This is a genomic window from Chitinophaga deserti, assembly GCF_003149455.1.
Taxonomy (GTDB): Bacteria; Bacteroidota; Bacteroidia; order Chitinophagales; family Chitinophagaceae; genus Chitinophaga; species Chitinophaga deserti.
Window position 1 is genome coordinate 23,440 of record NZ_QFFK01000008.1, and the last position, 25,584, is coordinate 49,023.

The window sequence follows — 25,584 nt, forward strand, 5'->3', positions numbered from 1 at the left end:
CCGATTCGAATCAACTAGCATATGAAAAAGCTCGTTTTATATCTGATGCTGATAGCATCTGCCGCCGGAATGGCGGTGGTGCAATCCTGCAAAAAAGAAAAAGAACCCACCCCGGTGAAGCTGTCCGTAAAAAGTTACTACCCTAATAGTGGCAATGGCGGAACGCTGGTAACCATCCTGGGCGCCGGATTCAATAACGATGAGAAGCTCTCCGTGTCGTTTGCCGGCACCGATGCAGAAATCCTCAACCGCCAGGATACCATTCTGGTAGTACGTGCTCCGCTGAAAGGCGGCTCAGGTAATATCAAAGTAACTGCGGGTAGCCAGCTGGCCGAAGCCGGGAATTATAACTATCAGTCGCTTACAGTTAAGCAGTTCTTCCCTGTGAACGGGCCTGCCGGTATGCATGTGCGTATCAGTGGTGAGGGCTTTAGCAGTGTGAACGGTCCGGCGGAGGTGCATATCAATGGCAAAGCCGCCACGGTGGTAAGCGCCAGCGATACCCTGATTGTGGCAGAGATTCCTGTTGCGGCAGGATCCGGCCCGGTTACGGTGAAGGTAGATGGTAAGTCATCTTCCGGTGCGGCATTCAGGTTCCAGTCTATCACCGGTATAAAGCCGATGACGGGTGGTGCGGGCACCAAAGTGGTGATCCGTGGTTCTGGCTTTGAAGGCGTGGCGGCTGGAAATCTCGTTGATTTCAACGGTAAGCCTGCTGTAGTGGCAGAAGCTGCGGAAGACCATCTGGTGGTGACAGCTCCGGCGGGGCTCAGCACCGGCCCGGTGTCAGTAGTGGTGAATGCCCAGAAAACAACCGGTCCCGATTTTACCGTGGTCCCTTTTCCGCAAATTGCAATGGTAACGCCGCTGAGCGGTCCGGCTGGAGCGGAGATGACTATTACGGGATTGCATTTCAGTACTGAGAAAGATGAGAATATCGTAAAGATAAATGGTAAAGCCGTGGCGGTAGCAACAGCCGCGCCGAATAAACTGACACTCATACTCCCCGGTGGCACCGGGAACGGGAAAGTATCCCTGACGGTAAACGATCAGGGTATCACCGGCCCGGACTTTAAAGATCAGGTGCTTGGCATCACTGCCATGCAGCCGGCAAATGGACTTGCAGGCACGAAGGTGACCATCACCGGTACCGGCTTTAGTGCTGTAGCCGGTGAGAATATCGTGACGTTTAACGGATTAGCCGCGCCCGTAGAAAGTGCAACAGAAAACACGATTACTGTTATTGCGCCGGTTGGCTTATCTACAGGGGTGCTGAAAGTGAAGCGCGCAGCGCTGGAAGCTCAGGCTCCGGAAGCATTCAGGCGCGCGGGCATTATGACGCTGGCAGGAGGACCGCAGGTGAATACACTGCTGACGAACAGTATGACCAGCTTCGCGATGGATTCAAAAGGGAATATATTCATTACAGACCGTGGCCACTACAACGTGCTGAAAGTGACGAAGGACGGTAATGTATCCGTATTCGCAGGCAGTGAATCCGGAGAGATGGGAATGGTTAACGGCAAAGGAACCGCCGCGCGTTTTGCCGCGCTCAGGGGGATTGCGATAGACGCGCAGGATAATATTTTTGTATCCGATGTAGGTAATACCAATAGCATCCGGAAAATAACACCCGATGGTACTGTTACCACCTTCAGATCGGGCCTGCAATACCAGCCGGGCCGCATTATTTTGGATAAACAGGGCAATCTGCATATAACCCAGCTTTGGTATGGTATGCTGAAGATTTATCCGAATGGTGCAACGGAGAAAACTTATGCAGGAAGTGTATCTGACGATTGTACACCGGCTTTCGATAACGCAGGCAACATGTACTTCTATCCTGATGAAAATGAATTCTTCCTCAGCAAGTGGAGCCACGACAATATCAGTACCTTCCGATGGCTGGGCGGGCCAATGGGCTATGTAGACGGGCCGTTTCAAAATGTACAGTTCATGTTTGGTATCCGCGGCCTGTTATTGGATACAGATGGCAATCTCCTCATATTCGACAAATCTAATGCTGCTATCCGAAAAGCTGATTTCACTTCCAAAGAAGTGCGTACGCTGGCGAAGATGGCTATGGGGTATGAAGACGGTAGTTTTGAAAAGGCGAAGATATCCTTCTCATCTAATGATATGATCATGGATAAAGAAGGCAACATTTACATTCTCGATGCAGGTAATAAAGCGATAAGGAAAGTGTTCCTGAAGTAATTTTAATTGACAGTAAACACTTAGTACTCCGCCCTGGCATTTGCCGGGGCGGTTTTTATTTAACAGATCACCCCATAGATTTGGAAGTCTCTTTCAGTAACCGGTAAAACGATTGTACCGACTTCTTCTCATACGTTTCCTTCATGGAAATGATCATTGCTTTGCGGTGCATGTCTTTTCCGGTGATGGGTACCGCCACTACGCCGTCTTCCTGCTTCACGGATGTTCGTACAAGTATCGAGTACCATTCACCGGAGCGGATAACTTCCAGCAGCATATTGATATCATTAATCTCCAGTGCGATGTTGGGGGAGAGGTTCTTCTGTGATAGTACATGGGAGATGAAGGCTCTGGTGCTGTAACCCTGTGCGGGAAGCGCAAGGGGTAATTCTGCAGCAGCTTCCAGGCTTACATTTTTCTTTTTTGCCAATGGCATATGCGGCGCCATTACGAGAGTCATGGGAGATTCAAAGAGCAATTGATATTTAAACTGCTTTTCCTTTTCTGCTTCATGAAAGGTAAGTACGAAGTCCAGCTCCAGGTGCGAGAGTTTGTCCAGTAATTCGGCGGAGGTGCCCAGCACTACCTGAATGGTGATTTTAGGCCAGGTTTGCATGAACCGGATGAGAGCGGGTGCGAGGATGGGGCGCAGGCCGTAGGTGAGGCCGATGCTAATTTGCCCGGTGTTCATATTGTTGAGGTCGCGCAGCACCTGCAGCCCGCTTTCGGCTTCATGGATGCTTTGCAGGGCGTAACCGGAGAATAACCGTCCGGCTTCGGTAAGTGTGATGCGCTTGCCAAGGCGGTCGAACAGTAATACCCCCAGTTCATCTTCCAGCTGCCCGATTTGCTGGGATAGCGTGCTCTGGCTGATATGAAGCTGCCGGGCGGCCTCTGTAAAGTTAAGGAGCTCCTTTGCCTTGATGAAATACCGTAACTGGCGTAGTTCCATTATTGATCGGTTTTATCGATGGATGTGATAGAGAAATACCGTTTTACGAATTTATGTATTGTCGTGAACTTTGCGGTACAATAAACCGGAATAGCCGATGATTCCTGCAATACATACTCACGCACCTTCCCGCAAACTGAGCCTGGTACTGGGTCTTTCCCAGATTTTACTCTGGGGTGGTTCCTTTTTCCTGATGGCCATCGTAGGTGGTCCCATTGTTCGGGATACGGGCTGGTCGCACGAAGGGGTATATGGTGCGTTGTCGGTAGCATTGCTGGTGTCGGGCCTTATGGCTCCCGCCATTGGCCGCTGGATCGGGAAGGACAGAGGGGAGCGGATCATGCGTTATAGTGGTATGGTGATGGCTGCCGGACTGGCCATTGCAGCACTGGCGCCCCACATCATGGTGTTCTTCCTGGGCTGGATAGTGATTGGAGCGGGTATGGCCATGGGGCTTTATGATGCCCTTTTTGCCGCAATGGGCAAGCGTTACGGCGCTACGGCCGGGAAATCCTTCACTTACATCTCCCTGATCTCCGGATTTTGCACTACAGTTATCTGGCCGGTGCTTACGTTGCTGCTGGGGCAATTTGGCTGGAGGGGCACGCTGCTTATTTATGCCGCGGTACTACTGATCATCATACTTCCCATCTATACATGGGCATTTGCCGGGAATGAACCGCAAAGGGCCCCTCTGGCTCCGGGCGCCATACCTGAACCTGCTGCCAATCAGCAAGCCGGTTCCCGGACATATTACCTTGTAATGATCAATCTGACTATTGGTGCAATACTGCTTACCGGTATCTCTGTTCACCTGATAGATATCCTGCTGGGTAACCACATTTCCCTGACTGCTGCCGTGGCACTGGGGGCTTTGTTAGGCCCCAGTCAGGTGGGTGTCCGCTTCCTTGACCTCGTTTTACCGGCTAAGTCGCCCGTTACCGGTATTGCGGTTTCCTGTGCGGGTGTACTGACGGGAGTAGCCTTGCTGCTGGGGAACCCTGGACTGGCGGGGGCTGGTATTATCCTGTATGGCCTCGGTAATGGTATGCGCACGATCCTGCGGGGTACTTTGCCGCTCCACCTTTTCGGGGCAGAGGGGTATGCCGGTACGATGGGCCGGCTGGCCCGGCCCCAACTGTTCGCACAGGCGTGTACGCCTTTTATTGGAGGGTTCCTTATCCAATGGGCTGGTATTTCGGCCTTTGTATGGGTGCTGACAGGATTGGCGGTTGTAAATCTGTTTGTAGCCTTCCTCATCCGCCGCAATGCGACTTTGAATATACCAAAGCGGGTAGAGGAAGGGGCTGTGATGAAAACCACCCCGGTGCTGGTGGCTCGTAAGCCGGAGAAGGCTACGGCGGTTTATTAATCCGATGTACGATCGTGTTAAAAATTGATAGCCTCTTTTTATACTTTTAAGGGTATGAACCGAAATCGAATATTCGGGTTTGCCCTCGGGCTATTCCTGCTCCCTGCCTGTATTGCCTATGGCCAGCAAACTACTTCAACACAGGCCGCTATTCAACAAGCCATTAAAAAATCCTGGAATGCCGCAGTAAAAGCATTTTCGTATGATACGGTTCAGCAGGCCCAAACAGGTGGCCCCTTCAGCGCTGTATCAGTAACTGCGGATGGCTATCTCCTGTCGGTAGCGCATGCCGTGCGCCCCGGCAAAACATACCGGATCATTTTCCCTGATGGAAAGGAAGCAGTAGCGGTTGGTATGGGACGGATAGATCTGAATGAAGAACAAACCCTGCCCGATATGGCTGTGATGAAGATCCTTACTCCCGGAACCTGGCCTTATGCGGTGATGGGCTCTTCCAAAAGCCTGCAGAAAGGCGATCCCTGCATTATGATGTCTTACCCTGAATCCACCATTCAGCCCCTGCCGGCAGTGCGTTTCGGTTATGTGACGGAACCGCTCGATACCAACCGGTTTATTGTGACAACCTGTACTATGGAGGTCGGTGATTCCGGCGGGCCGATATTCGATCTGGAAGGCAGGGTAATTGGCATGAACAGCCGCTGCCTTGCAATAGAGTCTGTGAACTGCCATGCTCCGGTAGATGAATACAGGAAATATTGGTCGTCCCTTATTCAGCAAAAGAATTACACCAGTTACCCGGTAGAAGATGAGGCAGTGGCATCAGTTCTTCCATTGTCGCAAAAGTTATCCCATCCTGTAAATACAATTTCATTGAAGCAGGGTAGTGCTCCGGTAAGGATTTCCAGCACTGTGAACAATGCCCGGCAGGATATTGCGGGCACGGTTTGGGAAACAGGACGTAAAGGGACATGGCTGGTCAGTAAGAGCGCTGCCGTAGGGGATTCTCCTGTTGTGATCCATGCTGCTAAGCAGATACCACTGAAGGTAATAGCCCGCGATACGGAGAACGATCTTGTGTTGCTGTATACGGAAAGCCGTTTGCCGGAATCAAAAGGACTGGAGCGATCCACCGCAGCAAAACAGCCGGAAAGAGGAAGCTTTATCTATGTACCGCTGCCTTCCGGGCAACAGCAAAGAGGGGTGGCCGGCACGGCTTCTATTACACTGCCACCCTATACCAGCGGCGGTTACTTCGGCGCACGGTTGGCAGATGTAAATAACAACATCGTCGTTGAATTCCTTGATCCGAACGGTCCTGCTATTAAAGGAGGTCTACGGCAGGGCGATCAACTGGTCAGCATTAATTCCGTAAAACAGGAGAATGCAGTAGCCGTTTTAAAGGAACTGCTCAAATATTTTCCTTCTCAAAACATCCGGCTTAGCATTCATCGCGGCGATAGTTTGCTGCATCTCAACATTTTGCTGGCAGAGCGGCCGGTTATGACATCCAGCCATCCCACGGAATTATTCGAAGGAGGTAAGAGCAGGCGTAAGGATGGATTTAAAGAGGCCTGGTTGTGTGATGCACATGTAAAATCGACAGACTGCGGAGCGCCTGTATATGATGCCAATGGCAACTGGTGCGGTATCGTTATAGCCCGGTTCAGCAGAACTGCTACAGTAGTGCTTCCGGCCGCAATTATACGGCAATGGTTAGCGGATGTAAAGGCCGGATAATTGGCAGATAACAAAAAGGCCGGGCAACAGCTGCCCGGCCTTTTTTATTGTATTCAAATCCCTTACTTTGATGGTTGAATCGTTACAGCATCGATCTTTTTCCCTTCGAGGTCATACACTTCAATCTGCAATTGCTTCTCATCCGCCCTGGCTCTGATAATGGAAGTGTTGGAATTCACCAGTACAGGGAACTGCCATGCATTCGCTTCCGGCGCTCTTTTCACATTCCTGTGCAGATGTCCGGAAAGCATGATCTGCGCGCCTGCTGCATTGAGTATGGGAACAAACTTCTGCGCTACTTCCATTTCTCCGTGCCAGCCGCCAAATGGAGGGATATGTGCTACCACTACTTTGTAGGGGGCAGTGGTATACTCCGGTTGCTTCAGGGCTTCTTTCAGCCATTCTGCCTGTTGAGTGCGGTAAGCGTCATAGTCTGCGGTGCCACTGTATTCAATATCGGAATCGGGCTTATCTTCCCCTGTGTCCAGCACTACGAAACAAACGGGCCCTGAGCGCAGCAGGTAATACAGTTTGCCATTCGCTGTGGGGAAGTAACGGGGGAACTCATTGGCGAACTCACCGCGGGATTCGTGGTTGCCACGTGCATAGTACATAGGGACCTGGCTGGCAAAGATGCTGATGGCCGTATCCATGTAAGAGCTGAATATCTGGGCCTCATTCCGGGAATTGTTCTGCATATCGCCGTTGAAGAATACCAGTTTGTTGGCCTGCCAGTCTACCTGACCAAGCAATTTCTTTAGTACATCATTCTGCTGATGGATGTCGTTGACGATAGCAAATTGCGTGCTGGTGGCTTTAGGGTCGCTGGTGGTAAATGTGGGTAATTCAGCACGGTAAGCGGCGCTGGCGGCAATATTTCCATATTTAACGATGTAGCTTTCGTGGCTGAGTACTTCCTGCGCATAGATCCGGTAACGGTATTTGGTGGCAGGTTTCAGGCCTTCGATGCGGACGTTGTGAACGGTAGTTTCCGTTTTATTACCATGCTCCGATGCAAAGATCTTTTGCCGCTCCTGTGCGTAGAAATGACTGCCATCGGCCGGAGCCAGCTCCACCCATGCCATCGCTTTCTTATTAGTGGTGAATACGATGTTGACACCGGTTTCTCCCAATGCCTGCAGGTAAGGGCCATGGGTAATTTTAAATGCTTCCTGGCAAACTGCCAGCAATGGCGCGCATACAAACACGCACAGAAAGAGCAGGGAATTTTTCATCAGTAATATATTTGCTGCGTTTACATAACGTGCAGCCAATATAAAGCGAAATTCCCTGGAATCGTAATGGAATGGACAGACGGTGAAGTCCTGTTTATTGCACAATTATCTCATCGCAGCAAATAGCGGGCTTCTTATCATTTCCCCGCCAGTCAGGCATTTTGGGGAGGACTTTACCGGTTACACGGAGGTACCGCGCATTCCCGGCTTTCAAAGCCAGTTTATAGGATTCCACATGCGCGGTAAAATCTTCTTCCGCCACGGGCCCCACAGCCTGCTGTGCTACCGGTTGGTAAGTAGTTCCGTCTGACGAGGTTTCGATGATGATCTGAGTGGGCAGGAAGATGTTGTGCCTTGCATCCTGCAGAAAGTTCAGCTGTACCTGTTTCAGTGGTTGGGCAACACCCAGGTCGATGGTTGCCACGAGATCGTTACCATACACAAAGAGCCAGTTCAGTGAAAAATCGGTACCGCCGGTAAGGCCATCGGTAAGTGTGGCTTCTTTCTTAGCGGTGTATTCCGGTGTGAAGGTGTGCTGTAAGGTTACTTTCTTGCCGAATGCCAGACTGCTCTGCCAGGGGCGGGCCAGTATCCGGTCCCATTCCTGCTGGTATGCATCTGGGGTAAGACCGCCTTCCGACAACTCAGTTACCCCTGCCTTCTTTGCCTGTTGAACAAACCGCTGAATACGGGCTGCCCATTGCGGTGCAGGGGCGAATCCATTGCCGGAAGGTACAAGGTAGCCATGCTTATCAGTACCGTAAAGGCGTGCCTGCTGCAGCACGGTATATTCAAGCGGGAGGCGTGCGTTCTGCACACGGCCGGCCAGCAGGGTATCGCTGCCGGCAGCTTTCTCTGCCTGATCCAATAAGGTAGAATATTGCTCAATTGCGGCAGGTGATAAATAATCGTTGCGGTGGTTAACCGGACTCCCATATATATCCAGCACAACCTTCGATTTGAGGAGGTTGTCGCTCAGTGCTTTCACATAACCCGATAGCGGCTGTGCAGCTTTGCCATAGTAGGCACGCATGAATTGATGAAATGCAGTGTCTGCAGGTTGCCGTGGCTGCCAGAGGGCCTGTGCCTGTACGTACGCATTCAGCTCCGCCATGTCGGAATACGTGCCTCCGCTGCCCTGGGAGAATACGCCTTTCACACCGTTGTCGGCAAAGTACTGCAGGTTTTGCTGCAGCAGGAAGTAGTCGGGGAAAGGAGAGAGGTAGTTGGTGAACTGGGTGGTGTAATCCCAGATGAAGATATTGGAGGTTACCGCTTTCCAGTCGTGCAGCGCCTTACGGAACCCTGCGGCGGAAGGTTCTTCAGAAAGCGGACGGTGCCTGTAAGCATCGATGCTGCTGAGCATGATGATCACATTGCCCGCAGGTTTTGTTTGGGTGGGAGGCTGAAGGGTGAAAGTATATGCAAGCGTGGTGAATTGCTGTTCCGGAAACTGATCGGCGATGCGGTTTACGAAGCGCATCAGTGATCCGGCATGACTGCCTTCTTCCTGATCCGCCTTGCTGCAAAGGTCGCAGGTGCAATACCCTGACCCGTCTTCCGGAGATATGCTCCAGTACAATGCATCCGGATTATCTGCGATGGCTTTCCTTAAATATGCAGTGGCGATCTTCAATACCTGCTCATTGCTCAGGCATAATTGCGTGGCACGGCGCTGGCCGTTCACCAGGGCATAATATTCAGGATGTGCCGCGAAATGCTCGCGGGGAGGAACCATTTTAAAGTAAGAATGCCCCCACAGCCCCCAAAGGTCTTCAAAGCTGTGCAGCTTGTGCCATTCCTGAAATTCCGGTTCGAGGGGAGAAGGGTAGTAGGTTTCGCGGTAAACGAATTGCGGTACCTGGCGGTCCATCAGCTTGGGCGCAATGGCAATGGTGGCTTTGTGTGGTACAACCGCCGCACCGGGAGCAGGCTTCCGGCAGCCGAAGTACGTATCCAGCAGGGTATAAACGCCATATATGATGCCTTTACCGCTGCCACCACGGATGTAGAGATGCTGATCGTCGGTAGCAATGAAAAAGCCTTCACCGGGAATCTTTTCTTCCCCGTATTTACCGGCATGGTCTGTATGGCCAATAAAGATGGCGGGAACTCCTTCTTTGTAAGATGGTTCATTGATCACTGCCAGTGTGGCGCCGCTCATTTTCTGTACATAATCGCGCAGGATGCCTGCCGCACGGGTCTCGGCTTTGGTAGGAGCTTCCGGCAGCACGATCTGATGCCGCGCTTTGCCTTTTTCAACCAGCACAATTTCCTTCGCTGCATTACAGCCAGGTTGTATCAACATCATCAGCGAAAGGAAAAGTGCATTCATCATATAGCCCATCAGAATTTACGTTGTACGGTGATATAGATGTCGTATTGGTTTTGATAACGGGTGTCGGCAATCTTTTGATTGATCCAGGTGCCGAAAAGGCCCAGCGTGGTGCGGTATTTAATAGTTTTCTGGTAACCGGCGGCAACGCTGCGGGTGAGCAGTCCACTCAGCTGCGGGAACTGAATAAGGCGGCTGCGGTCGTCAGGGGAAGTACCCAGGCCGGCGATAACAGACAGGTAATCCTGCCGGTTGTTCATATAATACCGGGTGGTCAGGTTGAAGGAGGTATTGAAATCGCCTTCGTCGCTGATGAAGTATGCGCGCAGGTTCACCCAGAAGTCGCCGAAGGGCTTCGCTACCGATGTTACGGCAGTAATGGCATTGGCACTGTCGGTCATAAGGTACCGGGCACCCAGTTCCCCTTCAATCTCTTTCCCGAAAGTCTTAAAGATGGAGTATCCCAGCCGCAGCTGCGGGAACACGATTTTGTTGCCGAATGCCGCCAGTGCGTAGGAGTACAATGTTTTGTTATGGGTGTAATACAGCTCTGCTTCACCCATAAGGCCGGTACCCTGTTCGCGTCCGGCATAGTTAGCCCGGGCCGCCCATGAGCCTTTCTTAAAGAAGCGGCGGTATTCCACGGTGGCAATGTTATAATTGGTGCTGGCGTAGTCGTAGTTGGAATTGAGGTAGTAGAGTCCAAACTGGTTCTTCAGGCCTTTGGATGCCATGAGGTTGGCATAATCCTTATTATCGGCAGAGGGGAATCTGCGGGCCAGACTGTCGGCTGCACGGGCTGCGCCTTCATAGTCTTTCATCCCTTCCAGGTTCAATGCCCGCCGTTGCAGGAAGTTTTCGCTGTTCGGGTAATACCGGAGCGCTTCGTTGGCAAACACCAGTGCACTGTCGTACGACCCGCGGGCGTACAGGATGTTCATACTATTGAGGAGTGCGAGGGAATCTTTTTTATCGATCGCCAATGCCTGCTGGAAGATGGGGAAAGCACTATCCGGCCGGTTATTACGCCATTTGGCAAGCCCTTCCGCCACCAGACCTTCCACATATGCGGTGCGGTATTTCGTGGTGTAGGGGAAGCGCTCCATGAGTTGTTTGTTGATGGTATTCGCATCAGCATAACGCTGCATATCGGTGTAAACGGAGGCTTTCTTCAACAGCATTTCCTTGTTATCAGGATGCGCCTGCAGGGCTTTGTCGGCATACTGGATAGCACTCTCGTATTGCTTGCGTGCCGATTCGAGATTTACGAGGTAATTGAGCGCATCCAGGTTAGTAGGATCGTTTTCGAGTACCTGGTCGAATTGTCCTTTGGCGAGGGTGTATTCTTCCGCCTGCATGAACAACCGGCCTGCGGTAAGGTGCATATCTGTCACGAAAGTGCTATACCGCTGGTTGCCGGGGAAGCGCTGCTGCAGTTCCTTCGCGATCTGCGCGGCCTCATCGTACTGGCCTGTTTCCGCGAGTACGGATGATTTTTTCATCATAAACCGCGGGTTGGAAGGGTGCGCGGCAAGGGCGGTATTCAGCACGGTGAGGGCGCGGGTATAATCTTTCTGCGAGATGTAGGTGTTGGCGGCCATGTCGAGTGCGGCAGTGTCTGCAGGGTTTTCGCGCAGGGCACTTTCGAACTCAGTAAGGGCAAGGTCGTATTGCTGCTGGGCCAGGAATTCGCGGCCGGAGGCTATACGCAGGGTAATGTAGCGCTGGCGTTTTTCGGCGGTAGGGGAGTTGCGCAGCATTTTTTCCGCCAGCAGGGCTGCTTCGCCAAACTTACGGTCGCTTTCCAGTACATCCAGTTTGAGGCCAAGTAAGCGTTGGTCGTTCGGACTGCCCTTCAGGCCTGTATTGATCCAGGCGAGGGCTTCGCGGTATGCCCCGCGCGACATGCTCATGCCAATCACTTTGTCGAGCGCTTCGCGGTTGCCGGGGCTTTTTTCGAGGATGCCGCTATACAGCATGTAAGGATCTGTATTCGCATACCAGGACGCTGCTTCCATGCGCAGTTGTACATCCAGACTGCGGGCTTTGGCATCGCCCGGGTGGTTTTTAAGTATTTGTTGCAGTAGGTTGAGTGCTTCCGGGTAATCATGCATGTCCTGCAGCAGGCCCAGTTTGCGCATGAGCAGGTCGTAGGAATTGGGGTTGTTGGCCAGTTCCGCGTTCAGTTGCTCCAGCGCCCGCTGATAGCTGCCGCTGCGCAGGTACATGTTAGTGATGGAGCTGCTGGCTTCAGCATTGCCGGGTTGCATGGCGAGGGCTTTTTCATAATGCCGCTCTGCCAGTGCCGGGATGCCCCGTTGCCGGTAGAAATGGCCTGCTGTGAGGTAGTGGCCGATGTACGCTTTCCGCATGGCAGAATCGCCGGGGAATTTCTCCAGCAGGTTATCGGCAAATACGTTGCCTCCCTGAAAGCGTTCTGTTACATCGAGGATGGCCATTTTGCGGAGCATGAATTCTTTATCGTCCTTAAACTTTGCCAGCGCGTCATCAGCATATTTTTCTGCCATCATATAATGCCTCGTCAGCATTTCGATGTTTACGGCATATAGGTAAGCATCGCGGTAGCCGGGGCTTTTCTTTATTACAGCATGTACATACTGGCGGGCGGAGGGGTAGTTGCCGGTGAGCATATATAATCTTCCCAGCAGCAGTTCCTGGTCCACGAAATCGGGCCTTATCTTCAGCGCCTGCTGGCTCAGGGATATGGCTCTCTGGTACTGTTGCGCACGGGTGGCCTGCACGGCTTCGGCATACAGCTCATCCGCGTCCTTGTTTTTCTTTGTATTAAAGATCTGTGCCTGCACCTGAAATGCGCAGCACAGCATTAATCCCATCAATAAGTAACAGACCGTTCTTTTCATATTTGCTGGTTGGATGAGTACTTTGTTTATGCGGTTTGCACCGGTTTACGCTGACCGAAGCCCTGACGCTGCATATTGCCCCAGTTCGATTTCTTGCCGGTAAGGAAGAACCAGTAGCCTCTCAGTGCAAAGAACACGATGAGTGGGTGGTAAATGATCGGTTCGAGGAATGCCATCAATGCCAGGCCCACCACTTCCCGCCAGGAATTATAATACCGCTGCGTCATCTGGTCCCAGCAGATGGCCAGCGTGGTGATCATAACGGAATAGAGGTACACAAATGCCAGGAGAATGAGGGCAAAGTCCCAGTTAATGGCGCCGGTAACAATGAGATAGATGTAGTATAATATCCCGGTGAATTCAATGATAGGTGCCAGGAACTCGAACAGCAGGCTGCATGGCAGCACGATCATGCCCAGTTTCTTGTACCGCGGGTTGAAGATCATTTTACGGTGTATGGTGATGATCTCCGCCATGCCACGGCCCCAGCGGGTACGCTGGCGGCTGAATACTTTCATGGTGGGAGGCCCTTCCGTCCAGCATTGTGTGGTGGGGATGTAGCGTACCGCATAACGCATTTTGTTGTCGATCATGTACTGGCACATGCGCGTTACGATATCCATATCTTCCGCGAAGGATTTGTGATCGTATCCGCCCGCTTTAATGGCGATCTCTTTGTCGAACAGCCCGAGGCCGCCCGATACGTTGGGTACGCAGTTGATCATGCTCCAGCCCATTTTTCCCAGCACATAAGCGCGGATGTATTCCATTTCCTGGAAGCGGGGGAGCAGCTTTCTTGGAGGCCGAACACGAACCAGTACACCCTGGTCTATCTCACAATCGTTCGCCAGCCGCAATGTGGCGCCGGATGCTATTACCCGCACGCCTTCTTCCACAATATGTACGAAGCCGCATTCCGGACAAGGCTCACCTACCTGTTGCACTTTCTTATATTCCTCTTCCATGAAAGGCTTGATGAGGCGGAGGAGGGTGTCTTTTTCAATGATACAGTCTACGTCCGTACAAAGGAAGTAATCGTAGGCCGCTGCGTTAATGCCGGCATTGGAAGCATCTGCCTTCGATTTACCGTTTACCTTATCGATTACCAGCAGCTTGTCGTATGCTACGTTAACAGACTTGAACAGCCGTTTTACCGGTTGCGTTTTAATACGTTCGTTATAGGCAAAATCCACTTCCTGCAGCTCAAATTCATGGATGAGCTTATCCAGCGTATCGTCGGTACTGCCGTCGTTTACGATGATTACTTCGAAGCGGGAATAGTTAAGGGTGAGGAGGGAGCGTACGTTCTGTATAATGGTAACCCCTTCGTTGAAGGCGGGCGCTATTACGGAGATGCCGGGCGCCAGCTCGGAATTGAGCATGCAGTTGTAGTCGGTATTACGGTCTTTCCGCTTAAACCGGAGCACACCGCGGAACGAAAGGAGCGCCAGCAATGCATACATGACGAGCATGGACATGCCGTAAACAAATATCGACCCTTCGTAGAAATTCCTGATCAGTTCCATGTGCTGTTGTTATGGTTAAAATTCAGGCTGCTACCGGTTAGGTGCTACCTGGAAGCCGCGGCGCTGCATATTGCCCCAGCCTGCTTTCTTACCTGTCAAAAAGAAATAATAACCGCGGAGCGAGAAGAACACGATCAGCGGATGATAGAGGAAGAACTCCATGAACGGCATCAGGCACAGCAATACCACATCGCGCCAGGAGTTGTAATACCGGAAAGTAATCTGGTCATACAGGATGGCCAGTGTGGTGATCATAATGGCATAAGAGTAAACAAACACCAGCAGCACGAGGGCTGTGGGCCAGTTGATCCATCCCATGATGATGGCGATGATATAATATATGATACCTCCGAACTCAATAATGGGTGCCAGCAGCTCGAAGAAGAAGTTATAAGGGAACACGATGAGGCCAAATTTGCCGTACCGTGGCCTGAGGAACATGCCGAAGTGAGCATGCATGAGCTGTGCCAGGCCGCGTGCCCAGCGGGTACGCTGGCGGCCAAATACAGCAAGGGTGGAGGGTACTTCCGTCCAGCAGAGTGTTTTGGGGATGTAGCGGATGGCATAGTCGATCCGGTTATCGCGGGCATAGCGTACCATCCTTGTCATCAGCTCCATATCTTCCCCGAAAGAGGTATGGTCGTACCCGCCGCAGCGGATGGCGATTTCCTTATCGAAAAGACCAAGCCCGCCGGATACGTTGGGTACACAGTTGAGCAGCGTCCAGCCCATTTTTCCTAACACAAAGGCACGGATATACTCCACTTCCTGGAAGCGGGGTATCAGCTGCGAAGGGGCACGCACGCCTACCATCACCCCCTGGTCAAAGGTATTGGAGTTGGCGGCACGCAATGTGGCTCCCGTAGCAATTACCCGTTTGTTCTTTTCCTTCATCACCGGCTTTACCAGCTCAATGATGGTGTTCTCGTGCAGGATGCAGTCTACATCCGTACATACGAAGTAATCATACGCCGCAGCATTGATGCCGGCATTCACCGCATCGGCCTTGCTTTTGCCATTCACTTTATCGATGATGGTAAGCTTGGCGTATGCGGGGTTGGTGGATTTATAGATTTTCTTAACAGGCCGTGTCTGGATCTTGGCATTATAGGCAAAGTCTACCGCTACCAGGTGAAACTCTTTGATGAGCTGATCCATACTATCGTCTGTACTGCCATCGTTCACCACAATGATCTCATAGCGGGCGTATTTCAGCGTAAGCAGGGAGCGCACGTTGTAGATGATGGTCATCCCTTCATTGTATGCCGGTGCAATCACGGAGATGCCCGGGGCCAGGGGAGAGGTCAGCAGCACTTCGCCATCCTGGAACCTGTCCATAGTTACCCAGCGCCTTACGGCAATGAGGGAGCAAACAGCCAGCAGGGCGTATGAAACGAGCAGAATGGCGCCGTAGGTGAATACGGTGGTCTCAAAGAAGTTGCCGATAATATCCCAGATCTCCTGCATCAGAATTTAATTAACGGGTTCATGCAATGTTTCAGGATCAGTTTGTTTTCCGGACTGGCGGTAGCCATCAGTTCATCCACGATGCTGCTGTCGGCAGACTGATTATTGATGATCGATTTGGCCGCGTTTTTCCGCAACTCAAAGTCAGTGGAAAGCATGAACTCCTGACGGAGGAACTCTGTATGTCTGCCGCTCCCGATACGGCCGAGGGCTTTGAGTATCTCGATCTGGCAGTCGAGCGGCTGGTTATTATAGATGTATACCAGTTTCTCTTCCGCATCCGCGATCTTCATTTTACCAAGACAGTTGATGGCTTCCGCACGCAGCAGGTGATCTTTGGTATCCAGTAGTTTCATCACGGCAGGGATGGCTTTCAGCTGGTGGTAATGTATCACAAGCTTCAGGCAGAAGGATACCACGCTTTTGTTGGTGGAGTAAGTGATCCACTGGGCGAAGTTGGGAATGGCGATATGCGGGGTAGTGGTGATGATACGGAAAAGTTCCACCTGGTCCCATTGCAGGAGGGGCTCTGTAGCAAGGTCGAAGAACTTGAATGGTTCGTTTTTAGACAGCTTGATATAAGCCTGGCGGGCAGCGGCCCTCAGTTCACGGTTACGGCTGTTGGTAAGCGGGAGGATGATTACGTCGGCAACACCGATTTCCATGCTGCTCAGTTCATTGAGGGCACGTACTTTCCGGTTCCATTTGCGGGATTTGAGCTTTTTGAAGCTGTCTTTATCAAGTTCCAGCAGCAGGTAAAGGGTGCGTATCTCATCGCCCATGGTGCCGCGTACGTTATTGCGGTAATTGATGAGCCGGTCTATAAGTACCTGGCGGCCCCAACGTGTGTCGAAAGGTTTGAGCTGGAATGCGGCGGCGGCAGCTTCGGCAGTTTGGCCGGGTGTTTCCACCGCCTCTGGGTCCTGCGACAGTACGTTTTCAATAAGCAGGTCGTCGATCTGCTCATTGAGCTGCGTAATCTTTGTATCCCTTCTGAAGCCCCGGAAGCGGCGGCGCAGAATGGATGCATAGGCGAGCAGCGTCATCCCGATAGCCACAAATACAAAAATGATGGCAATCTGGATGATCAGTGGCGCATACCGGAATTCAAAAAAAATACTCTCCAGAAAATCTAGGGGGGAGAAGTTCATATTGGTGTTTTTCGTAGGAGATTGGGAGGTGCCGGATAATTATGGTAGGGGCATTAGCCCGATGATGGCATCAGCCCGGTTCGCGGGTTAGCACGCGCCGTATCCGCATCAGCAGTTCGGCCGGGAGAACCGGTTTTTTGAGAAAGTCGTTCGCCCCCAGCTGCAGGCCTTCTTTCACCATGTCTTCATTGCCGGCGTTCGACAGTAGGATAACGGGAATCTGGCGGCCATCGGGAAGGTTGCGCACCCGGCTCAGGATCTCGAAACCGTTTGCATAAGGCATCATAATATCTGTAATAATCAGGTCGAACCCAAACCCGGAGGTTTCCAGTATCTCGAATGCTTCTTTCCCGTTCCTGACATGATCAATATGATATTCCGCCTTTTGCAGGATTCTTTTAACGATGGTGGCCATTACTTCATCGTCTTCTATCAGGAGTATTTTACTCATATCGTATTTCATTTTTACTGCCCAGCGCTCATCATTACGGATATGGAAACTTTTTGTGGCCGCCGGGGTAATCTGTTGATGTAGCTGGACAACAAATTCATCCGACGGTTAGTTTACCTATCCTTATTTGGTTGCCAATAGGATATTGTCAAAAATAAGACCTTCTGTCCGTCAAAACAATTAAAGTAGTAATTATCTTCTGTAATTCAGACAGTTGATTTCCAGAAAAAAATATGATACAATGAAACATACTGTGGAAATATTCACGCTGTTTGGTGAATGCTTTGTTAGGATACCTGATGTTAACCACGCCCCGTCAGCGTTTTTTCCTGCCCGTTACTCCGCTACGCTCATCTGCCTTCTCCGCCGCAGGTAAAAAAAATCTACCGGGTAAACTTTATTTTTTTAATATTTATCCCCTGTTTGATAAGCATTTTTTAGAGGTATATTAAAATAACCGTATATACAAATGATTAAGTTTTCGCTCGCCCTGGCATATTCCCTGTCAGTTTTTTGGGGTGCCAGGCACTATTGGGTTAGTTCGCCCCCTGCTACTACAAACCCTGCCGAATTAACACTTACCACGTTTGCCGGCCCTGAAATCACACCCAGCCCCGCCTGCCTTGCAGTTGCCTCCACCGGCGAAGTGTTTGTAGGGGTAGATATGATCGGCTCCCTTGGTAAAGACCCCGGTAAAGGGCGTATCCTCAAACTGGTAGATAAGGATAACGATGGCAAACTGGATCAGCACTACGATTTCGCGGAAGTAGACAACCCCCGCGGTATTATCGTTTCCGGCAGCAAGGTATATGTGCTGCACACCACTTTCTCAAAAGAAACCAAGAAAGCAACCGGCATGTCGCTGGTGGTATTTGAAGATAAAGACGGAGACGGTAAAGCCGATGGTGCTCCCCAGCCCCTCGTTACCGATCTCAGCAATACCCGTTACATCCAGGAGCGTGGTACCGACCACGCCACCAATGGTATCCGCATGGGTATCGACGGCTGGATCTACATTGCGGTGGGCGACTTCGGCTTCCATAACGCTACCGACCGGTCTGGCAAAAAGCTGACCATGCTCGGCGGTGGTATCGTAAGGGTACGCCCCGACGGTACTGAGCTGGAAGTATTCACCCACGGTACCCGTAACGTGTACGATGTGGCGATTGATCCTTTCATGAACGTATTCACCCGCGAGAATACAAATGATGGCGGCGGATGGAACGTACGCTTCTCCCATCACATCCAGTCCGGTGAATACGGTTACCCCGTATTGTTCCAGCATTTCACCGATGAGATCCTGCCTGCTCTCGTAGACGTGGGTGGTGGTTCCGGCACCGGCGCTCTTTATATGGCAGAGCCTAACTGGCCTGCACAGTTTAATAATGTACCCATGATGGCGGACTGGGGCAGGAGCATGCTCTACATCCACCGTGTAGCGGCAGACGGGGCAACCTTCACCCAGAAGGAAGAAGAGTTCCTCGGCATCCCGCAGATCACTGATCTGGATGTGGATGGTTCCGGCAGGCTGTACCTCGCCGCATGGGATGGTGCCGGTTATTCCGGCAGCCCCAACAAGGGTTATGTAATCCGTGCAGTACCCAATAACTGGACGTACACCGCCTTCCCGGACGTTACCAAATCTTCCGTAACTGAACTGGCACAGCTGCTGAAATCCGCCAGTGCGGTTGCCCGCCTGAGCGCCTCGCAGGAACTGATTGCCCGTGGCGGTCAGGAAGCCGCTGCAGCAGCGCTGGCTATTGCTTCCGATGCAACTGCAACGCTGGAAAGCCGTATCGCCGGTATATATACTTATGCACAGGCAACAGGTAAAGACGGGATCGCGGCGCTCACGGCCCTCACGAAAGACGAAGCCGTTCGCGAGCATGCGCTCCGTGCACTGGCCGACCGTAAAGCCATCCTCGCCGATGTATCTGCAGAGCCTTTCCTGGCTGCCCTGAATGATGCTTCCCCCCGTGTTCGCGCAGCAGCTGTGATCGGACTTGGCCGCTTGGGCCGTACCGAAACCGCCGGTGCTTTACTGCAAACGAAAGTACCCGCCACTTTTGTGGAGCCTGCTAAAGATGTGGAAGGTCCGCACGCTACGCCTAACTCCGCGATCGTACTGCCTCACCTGGCCGTTCAGGCCCTGGTGAACATGCACGCTTCCGAAGCTGCCGTGGCTGCCATCAATACCGAAAACTCCAGCCTCGCCCTCTGGGCGCTCCGCTATATGCACGAGCCTAAAGTAGTGACCGGACTTACCAGCGCTTACCGTCTTACCAAAGATGAGAAACGCAAAAAGCAGATCATGACCACGCTGGCCCGCCTTTATAAAAGAGAAGCCGCCTACGACGCTTCCTGGTGGTGGGGTACCCGTCCGGATTCACACGGCCCGTACTATAAAGCCGAGCTGTGGGAAGCATCGCCTGCTATCGAGAAGTTCCTGAAAGCAGAAGCCCTGAAATACGGTCCTGCCCGCAAGCAGTACTTCCGCGACCTGGATGCCCGTCACCGTATGGAGATTGCTGCATTCGCTCCCGAGAAAAAGGCACCTGTTGCTGAAAAGAAAGAGCCTAAAGTAGACCTCGAGAAAATCAAGAGCAAAAAAGGACAGGTAGGTAAATCTTCAATTGAAGACGTGCTGCTGGCTGTTAACGCCCTCAAAGGCGATGCCGCCAAAGGCAAGGTGCTGTTCACCAGCCAGGGTTGCGTGGCCTGCCATAGCATCAGCAAAGGTGAGAAGATGAAAGGCCCCTACATGGGTCAGATCGGTTCCATCATGAACCGCGAGCAGATTGCTGAGTCTATCCTCAAGCCTAACGCTTCCATCTCACAAGGCTTTGCTACGGTGATGATCACTACCAAAGACAAAAAGTCCTACATGGGCTTTGTGACGGAAGAAACCGCTTCCAGGGTGGTGCTCCGCGATATCGGCGGTAACGTAACTACGTTAAAAGCTTCAGACATCGCTTCCCGCAAGGAAATGAAGAATTCCATGATGCCTGCAGGCCTGGCGAATGCTTTGTCTTACGACGAGCTGGCTTCGCTGGTTACCTTCCTCGCACAGCAGAAGAAATAGTATAGTCCATATACATCGTAAAAGCCCTGAACGTCGCTGATGTTCAGGGCTTTTACATTTGTTACGGTGCCTTTACAGGGATATGATTAAAAATTGATGACATTCAGTCTGCAGGGTTTTGCAAAACCTACTGACATCCTACTGCCATCCTTCAGTGATCCTTCGGTGGTGTTCAGTGGTGGTATAGGTTTGAAGGGGTTTGACCGAAGGATCACTGAAGGATCACTGAAGGTTCACTGAAGGTTCGATGATCTTCAGGAGCAGGGAAAATTTAATATTGGTGTTAAATATTTCTCCACAGGAAATATTAATTTCGCATCAGGAAAGTTTTTATCCTTTCATGAAACAGGCAGACATATGAGCATGAACACTGAACGCATCGGCCACCTGGCTTTATTTGATGGCCCGGGAGGGCCTTTCAGGATGACTTCCGGAGCGGTGAGGGCACTGCTCCCCGGGGAGATCCTCGTGCGGAATGTGTATACCACCATCTGCGGGAGCGACCTGCATACCTTTTGCGGCCTGCGGCAGGAGCCTTGTCCTACCGTGCTGGGGCATGAAATTGTTGGGGAAATCGTGCAATTGCACCCGGAGCATCCGGGAACGGACCTGATGGGAGCACCCCTCTTGCCTGGCAACCGCATTACGTGGACTATCTTTGCCAGCAACCCGGAATCTGAGAATGCCCTGCGCGGCATGCCCCAGAAAGGGACGGGGCTGTATAAGTACGGGCATGTGAAAGCGGAAGGTGCAGAGTTGTTTCATGGCGGACTGGGAGAATATTGCGTCCTTCAGCCCAATACAGGCATCCTCCGATTACCGGACGAAATGCCCGATGCCGTAGCGGCCACCCTCAACTGTTCAGTATCCACCGTGGCAGGAGCCTTGCGTATGGCGGGCGATTTAAGGGGTAAGAACGTACTCATTACCGGCATGGGGCATCTGGGTGTCACCTGCGCGGCTATGTGCCGGGAATCGGACGCAAAATGGATCGGGGCTGCTGATATATCGGAGCGCCGCCTGCAGGATGCCCTTCGATTTGGGGCAGATGATGTGTTTGACCTGAGGGGTGCAGATAGTGTATCCGCCATTCCAGCCCGCACAGGCGGGAGAGGGGTGGATGTGGTGTTTGATATGAGCGGCTCGCCGGATACCATGGAGGCCGGTATTGCCACCCTCGGCATTGGCGGCATCGCCGTGTGGATCGGTGCGGTGTTTAATACCCGCCCGCTGCAGATAGTGCCGGAGCGGATCATCCGTAACCTTATCACCATCAAAGGACTGCATAATTACAATTTCGATGATTTCATCGCTGCCTTTGAATTTATGCGCGGTAACTGGGAGCGCTATCCCTTTGCCGCGGCAGTGGAGACGGAATATCCCCTCGAAGCCGTACAGGATGCTTTTGAGTATGCCGTAGCACAAAAGCCCCTGCGGGTGGGGATCAATCTGAAAAAGCAAAAAACTGTAGAATGATAAAAATGATCGTATTCGACATGGCGGGTACCACCGTGAATGAGCATAATGTAGTGTACAAGACTGTGCAACAGGCTATCAATGAACAGGGCTATCCCGTTACACTGGAGCAGGTACTGGCCGAAGGTGCCGGCAAGGAAAAACTGCAGGCTATCAAGAGCGTACTGGAAACCTATACGGAAGATAAGCTGGCTGCTGATGCCCCCGTCATCTTCGAACGCTTTAAAATACTGCTGGAGCAGGCTTATGATTCACTGGAAGTAACCGAACAGCCCAATGCCTCCGCCCTGTTTGAAAAACTGCGGAAGGAAGGCGTAAAAGTTGTATTGAACACCGGTTACCAGCGCAATACTGCAGAGGGGCTGATAGAAAAGCTGGGCTGGGAAGCGGGAAGAGATTTCGATGCCCTTGTTACCGCATCCGATGTGCCGCGCAACAGGCCTCATCCGGATATGATCCTGCATGCCATGCAGCAGTTTAATATCGCCGATGGTAAACAGGTGGTAAAGGTGGGGGATTCTACCATCGATATTGAAGAAGGTAAAAACGCAGGCTGCGGCTTGAGCATTGGTATCACTACCGGCGCACATACCTCCGAGCAGTTAAAGCATGCTTCGCCCGATTACATCATCGGCGACCTGATGGAGATTCTGAACCTTTCCTGAACATCCATATAAAACAGAAAAACCGCGCCCTTACGGAACGCGGTTTTTTTATGCTTAGTTGTGTGTCATTTGAAAATGGAAGTTACGGCCCGGGCAATCCATACCTGTGGCGGGGTAAGCCGGAACAGTGCTGCAATGGTAGCGGCAGTATCGAACGTCATCACGCTTTCGGTTACTTCATAACTGGCCTTGATACCAGGTCCCTTCACGATCCAGGGGATTTCCATTTCCTGCATGGAAATAGCGCCATGGCCTTTATTGATACCGCCGTGATCCGCAGTAAAGATCACCACCGTTTCTTTTTCTATACCTGCTTCTTTGATGGCCTGCAGGATTTCACCGATATGCGCGTCTGTCCGTTCTACGGAAGCGTAGTATTCAGGTGTGTTATGTCCCACTTTGTGCCCCACGCTGTCTACATCGTGGAGGTGTACAAACAGGAAGGTCGGTTTCCTGCTTTTGATATAATCGCAGGCTGCCGCTGCCAGGGCAACATCGCCATCGCAGTTCTGATCTTTATTCACGGCTTTTTTAGGGAAGAGATAACCGATACCGTCCCATTCATAGATCACGCCGATCTCGCTGGCGGGTTGTGCTTTGCGGAGCAGGGAATAAACGGTGGGGAACATGCCATACTCATCGAGTACACGGGCAGGAAGGTCGGGCTGCTTGCTGCCCCAGGTGGTATACCCATGCAGCTCAGGGCCGGCGCCCATTACCATGGAAGCCCAGTTGGGAGCGCTGGAAGAAGGAAGTACGGTGCGTGCATGCAGGGTCCAGGAACCCTGTTCCATCATTTTACGCAGGTGAGGAACTTTGGCCTGGCTGAAGGCGTATGCCCCAAACCCGTCTGACCCGATCAGGATCACATGTCTGGGCCTGGACTGAGCGATGGCGCTAAGCCCCATACACAGGCTCAGCAAGGAAAGGCATAAGTATTTTACGCGTATCATACGGGAATATTTGCCTCCCAAGATACTTTATATATTTCTTTGTGGGAAATAATATTTCTTTTAAGTAAATTTACTTGCTGCTTTCTGCAAAGAAGTACATTACGAGTAATTGCACGTTAGTAGGCTGCGTATGGATAGGAACATGGGGAATGTTTCCGTCGAAGAAAATTGAATCACCCTCAGCGAGTTCAAACACACGATCTTCCAGCTGATACTGCAGGTTTCCGCTGAGTACAAACACCAGTTCATACGCCGCCGTTGTTACTGGCGGGCGGTGCGCACCGGGCCGCAGGGTGAGGATAGACAATTGAAAGGCGCCATTCCCGAAGCTGTGTTCGAAAACTGACTGATATTCGAAGCCGACAGCGTTTTCCTCTTTTTCATAAGGGGTATAGCCGGCTTTAGGCATATGCAGGTATCCCGGGAAATCGTTCTCCGCACTCAGTTCCGCAAAGAACGTTTCGGGCTTGATGCCCAGCTTTTGAATGATGGTGAACAGGGTAGGGATGGTAGGCAGCATACGACCGTTCTCAATTTTGGAAAGCATAGCGGATTTGATGCCTGTAACCCCGGAAAGGTCGAGCAGCTTCAACCCTTTATCTTTCCGATACCTGCGGATAAGGCCGCCTATTTTATGATATACCAGCTGTCCGCTGTTGACTGATTCCTGATGTGGCTCCTGGTTCATTTGACTTAACGATTAATTAAAGTTACTACCGCGAATTTAACGAATAAGAAAATTAGTTTCGTGTCAGGAAATAATAGCCGGCTTTCCATGTAGCCGGAGTTTGTATGAAGCACGGCGGCATGAAGATAATGCACGCTTTAATAAAGTATGATAAGATGGCTCGCGAATTAATGAACCATACCGGCACCTGGCGGCGGTGGCAGATGTTGCTGCTGACCATGTTCTGTTACCTTTTCTTCTACACAGGCAGGCACAACTTTGGCTGGGCTGCACACGATCTGGCGGATACGCTCCACGTCTCCTTCACCAAAATAGGATGGATCAGTTTCACCATGCTGGCAGGCTATGCGCTGGGGCAACTGATCAATGGTAACCTGGCAGACAGGCTGAGCCCCAAACACATGATTGCAGCAGGCGGGTTATTGTCTGCCCTCATGAACATCCTGATCAGTTTCTCCGATTCTTTTACAACCATATTAATACTATGGGGCTTTAACGGTTACTTTCAATCCATGGCCTGGGCGTCGGGCAGCCGCATTATTGCTAACTGGTGGCGAGAGGGGAACCGTGGACTGGCTTACGGGTTATACACCATGTCTGCCGGGCTTTCATCTGTAATAACCTACCTCTTTTCCATCCTGCTGGTTACTGATAACTGGCGGAATGTATTCCGCATCCCGGTATTGTTCCTGGCGGTGGCGGTGGTGATCTTTTTTGTGTTTGTGCGCAATGCGCCGGAGCAGGATGTGCAGGAGAAATCAGCAGCAGATAAGCCGGGATGGAAAGAAGCCTATGCTGCTGCGCTGGGTAACCGGCAGTTCCTGATTGTGTGCCTCTCTCTGGGCTTCCAGAGTATGGCGCGTTATGCCCTCATCTTCTGGCTGCCGCTGTACTTCCTTGGTACGGCGGATAAGAGCGCGCCCTCTTCGGTATGGATCAGTATACTGTTACCGATAGGTATGGCGGCAGGAGCTATTTCTTTCGGCGCCATTTCGGACCTGGTGTTCCGGTCTGACAGGATGTTGTCTATTTGTATGGGGATGCTTTCCTGCAGCGGATTATCGGCGGTGATATACAGTATGGGGTTTTCATCAGGTGTTGCCATTGGCGTATTGGTATTTTGTGCGGGCTTTTTTTCATACGGCCCGCAGGCCAACTTCTGGCCATTGGCGCCGGAGCTGCTGGGGCAGCGGTTTGTAGGCACGGGCACAGGAATTATGAATATGGTGGCATATATTTTCGCAGCAGCCGGTGAGCCGCTGATGGGTATGCTGATAGACCGTTCGGGCAACCGCAGCGTTATCTTTCTGGCAGTAGCACTGATCACTTTACTCAGTGCTGCAACTATCCTGTGGGCTTTGGCTGCGGGGCGGCCGAAGCGAAAAATGTTGCATGCCGCCTTTTGATGTTGTACCTTAACAGCTGCACTCTTTA

At 51.7% G+C, this 25,584-nt stretch carries 17 protein-coding genes; 7 read left to right on the plus strand and 10 right to left on the minus strand.

Translation table 11 applies throughout. The annotated features are described in order from the left end of the window. The first annotated feature begins 21 nt into the window (after positions 1 to 21). Positions 22 to 2,217 (plus strand): IPT/TIG domain-containing protein, encoded by a 2,196-nt coding sequence (locus DEV76_RS18360; RefSeq protein WP_109699397.1) that lies wholly within the window; start codon positions 22 to 24, stop codon positions 2,215 to 2,217. A gap of 67 nt (positions 2,218 to 2,284) precedes the next feature. Here DEV76_RS18360 and DEV76_RS18365 read toward each other — a convergent pair whose 3' ends face one another. Continuing rightward, positions 2,285 to 3,169, minus strand: a complete 885-nt coding sequence (locus DEV76_RS18365; protein ID WP_109699398.1) for a LysR family transcriptional regulator — start codon at positions 3,167 to 3,169, stop codon at positions 2,285 to 2,287. A 97-nt stretch (positions 3,170 to 3,266) separates the two neighbouring features. Here DEV76_RS18365 and DEV76_RS18370 point away from each other — a divergent pair, with 97 nt between their 5' ends. Continuing rightward, positions 3,267 to 4,541 (plus strand): MFS transporter, encoded by a 1,275-nt coding sequence (locus tag DEV76_RS18370; protein WP_109699399.1) that lies wholly within the window; start codon positions 3,267 to 3,269, stop codon positions 4,539 to 4,541. A 54-nt stretch (positions 4,542 to 4,595) separates the two neighbouring features. Beyond that, entirely contained in the window at positions 4,596 to 6,239 is a 1,644-nt protein-coding gene (locus DEV76_RS18375; RefSeq protein WP_109699400.1) for a trypsin-like peptidase domain-containing protein, read from the plus strand. A 62-nt stretch (positions 6,240 to 6,301) separates the two neighbouring features. On the opposite strand, the gene DEV76_RS18380 is transcribed toward DEV76_RS18375, so the two are convergent. The 7 genes from DEV76_RS18380 to DEV76_RS18410 form a co-directional block, all read right to left on the minus strand. After that, complete coding sequence (locus tag DEV76_RS18380) at positions 6,302 to 7,474, minus strand: purple acid phosphatase family protein (RefSeq protein ID WP_109699645.1); 1,173 nt, start codon at positions 7,472 to 7,474, stop codon at positions 6,302 to 6,304. 94 nt (positions 7,475 to 7,568) lie between these two features. Beyond that, the gene (locus DEV76_RS18385; protein WP_157962980.1) at positions 7,569 to 9,812 is read right to left on the minus strand and encodes a DUF4838 domain-containing protein; all 2,244 of its coding nucleotides are present in this window, start codon (positions 9,810 to 9,812) and stop codon (positions 7,569 to 7,571) included. An 8-nt stretch (positions 9,813 to 9,820) separates the two neighbouring features. Then, the gene (locus DEV76_RS18390) at positions 9,821 to 12,691 is read right to left on the minus strand and encodes a tetratricopeptide repeat protein (protein WP_109699402.1); all 2,871 of its coding nucleotides are present in this window, start codon (positions 12,689 to 12,691) and stop codon (positions 9,821 to 9,823) included. A gap of 26 nt (positions 12,692 to 12,717) precedes the next feature. After that, positions 12,718 to 14,217 (minus strand): glycosyltransferase family 2 protein, encoded by a 1,500-nt coding sequence (locus tag DEV76_RS18395; RefSeq protein WP_109699403.1) that lies wholly within the window; start codon positions 14,215 to 14,217, stop codon positions 12,718 to 12,720. A gap of 30 nt (positions 14,218 to 14,247) precedes the next feature. Then, entirely contained in the window at positions 14,248 to 15,684 is a 1,437-nt protein-coding gene (locus tag DEV76_RS18400; protein WP_232826987.1) for a glycosyltransferase family 2 protein, read from the minus strand. Beyond that, complete coding sequence (locus tag DEV76_RS18405; protein WP_109699405.1) at positions 15,684 to 16,835, minus strand: HEAT repeat domain-containing protein; 1,152 nt, start codon at positions 16,833 to 16,835, stop codon at positions 15,684 to 15,686. Before DEV76_RS18405 ends, DEV76_RS18400 begins: the two co-directional genes overlap by 1 nt. Before the next feature lie 70 nt (positions 16,836 to 16,905). After that, complete coding sequence (locus DEV76_RS18410) at positions 16,906 to 17,286, minus strand: response regulator (protein WP_109699646.1); 381 nt, start codon at positions 17,284 to 17,286, stop codon at positions 16,906 to 16,908. A 469-nt stretch (positions 17,287 to 17,755) separates the two neighbouring features. On the opposite strand from DEV76_RS18410, the gene DEV76_RS18415 reads away from it, so the two are divergent. From DEV76_RS18415 to DEV76_RS18425, 3 genes are all read left to right on the plus strand, one after another. Further along, the gene (locus tag DEV76_RS18415; protein WP_109699406.1) at positions 17,756 to 20,368 is read left to right on the plus strand and encodes a DUF7133 domain-containing protein; all 2,613 of its coding nucleotides are present in this window, start codon (positions 17,756 to 17,758) and stop codon (positions 20,366 to 20,368) included. A 357-nt stretch (positions 20,369 to 20,725) separates the two neighbouring features. Then, the gene (locus DEV76_RS18420) at positions 20,726 to 21,844 is read left to right on the plus strand and encodes a zinc-binding dehydrogenase (RefSeq protein WP_198652121.1); all 1,119 of its coding nucleotides are present in this window, start codon (positions 20,726 to 20,728) and stop codon (positions 21,842 to 21,844) included. Further along, entirely contained in the window at positions 21,841 to 22,509 is a 669-nt protein-coding gene (locus DEV76_RS18425; protein WP_232826988.1) for a phosphonatase-like hydrolase, read from the plus strand. The genes DEV76_RS18420 and DEV76_RS18425 overlap by 4 nt, the downstream gene beginning before the upstream one ends. A gap of 65 nt (positions 22,510 to 22,574) precedes the next feature. Here the strand turns inward: DEV76_RS18425 and DEV76_RS18430 are convergent, their stop codons facing one another. Continuing rightward, a complete protein-coding gene (locus DEV76_RS18430; RefSeq protein WP_109699649.1) occupies positions 22,575 to 23,462 on the minus strand; it encodes an alkaline phosphatase in 888 nt (295 codons plus the stop codon). Between the two features lie 70 nt (positions 23,463 to 23,532). Continuing rightward, on the minus strand, positions 23,533 to 24,150 hold the full coding sequence (locus DEV76_RS18435) for a helix-turn-helix domain-containing protein (RefSeq protein WP_109699407.1): 618 nt from the start codon (positions 24,148 to 24,150) through the stop codon (positions 23,533 to 23,535). A gap of 155 nt (positions 24,151 to 24,305) precedes the next feature. On the opposite strand from DEV76_RS18435, the gene DEV76_RS18440 reads away from it, so the two are divergent. Further along, the gene (locus tag DEV76_RS18440; RefSeq protein ID WP_198652122.1) at positions 24,306 to 25,556 is read left to right on the plus strand and encodes an MFS transporter; all 1,251 of its coding nucleotides are present in this window, start codon (positions 24,306 to 24,308) and stop codon (positions 25,554 to 25,556) included. Positions 25,557 to 25,584: the final 28 nt, after the last annotated feature.

Excerpts from the sequence above, each read along its gene's own strand:
- DEV76_RS18375 (WP_109699400.1), top strand. The coding sequence starts at position 4,596 with ATGAACCGAAATCGAATATTCGGGTTTGCCCTCGGGCTATTCCTGCTC.
- DEV76_RS18430 (WP_109699649.1), bottom strand. The coding sequence starts at position 23,462 with ATGATACGCGTAAAATACTTATGCCTTTCCTTGCTGAGCCTGTGTATG.
- DEV76_RS18440 (WP_198652122.1), top strand. The coding sequence starts at position 24,306 with ATGGCTCGCGAATTAATGAACCATACCGGCACCTGGCGGCGGTGGCAG.
- DEV76_RS18380 (WP_109699645.1), bottom strand. The coding sequence starts at position 7,474 with ATGAAAAATTCCCTGCTCTTTCTGTGCGTGTTTGTATGCGCGCCATTG.
- DEV76_RS18425 (WP_232826988.1), top strand. The coding sequence starts at position 21,841 with ATGATAAAAATGATCGTATTCGACATGGCGGGTACCACCGTGAATGAG.
- DEV76_RS18435 (WP_109699407.1), bottom strand. The coding sequence starts at position 24,150 with ATGAACCAGGAGCCACATCAGGAATCAGTCAACAGCGGACAGCTGGTA.
- DEV76_RS18385 (WP_157962980.1), bottom strand. The coding sequence starts at position 9,812 with ATGATGAATGCACTTTTCCTTTCGCTGATGATGTTGATACAACCTGGC.
- DEV76_RS18370 (WP_109699399.1), top strand. The coding sequence starts at position 3,267 with ATGATTCCTGCAATACATACTCACGCACCTTCCCGCAAACTGAGCCTG.
- DEV76_RS18415 (WP_109699406.1), top strand. The coding sequence starts at position 17,756 with ATGATTAAGTTTTCGCTCGCCCTGGCATATTCCCTGTCAGTTTTTTGG.
- DEV76_RS18410 (WP_109699646.1), bottom strand. The coding sequence starts at position 17,286 with ATGAGTAAAATACTCCTGATAGAAGACGATGAAGTAATGGCCACCATC.
- DEV76_RS18405 (WP_109699405.1), bottom strand. The coding sequence starts at position 16,835 with ATGAACTTCTCCCCCCTAGATTTTCTGGAGAGTATTTTTTTTGAATTC.
- DEV76_RS18390 (WP_109699402.1), bottom strand. The coding sequence starts at position 12,691 with ATGAAAAGAACGGTCTGTTACTTATTGATGGGATTAATGCTGTGCTGC.
- DEV76_RS18400 (WP_232826987.1), bottom strand. The coding sequence starts at position 15,684 with ATGCAGGAGATCTGGGATATTATCGGCAACTTCTTTGAGACCACCGTA.
- DEV76_RS18365 (WP_109699398.1), bottom strand. The coding sequence starts at position 3,169 with ATGGAACTACGCCAGTTACGGTATTTCATCAAGGCAAAGGAGCTCCTT.
- DEV76_RS18360 (WP_109699397.1), top strand. The coding sequence starts at position 22 with ATGAAAAAGCTCGTTTTATATCTGATGCTGATAGCATCTGCCGCCGGA.
- DEV76_RS18420 (WP_198652121.1), top strand. The coding sequence starts at position 20,726 with ATGAGCATGAACACTGAACGCATCGGCCACCTGGCTTTATTTGATGGC.
- DEV76_RS18395 (WP_109699403.1), bottom strand. The coding sequence starts at position 14,217 with ATGGAACTGATCAGGAATTTCTACGAAGGGTCGATATTTGTTTACGGC.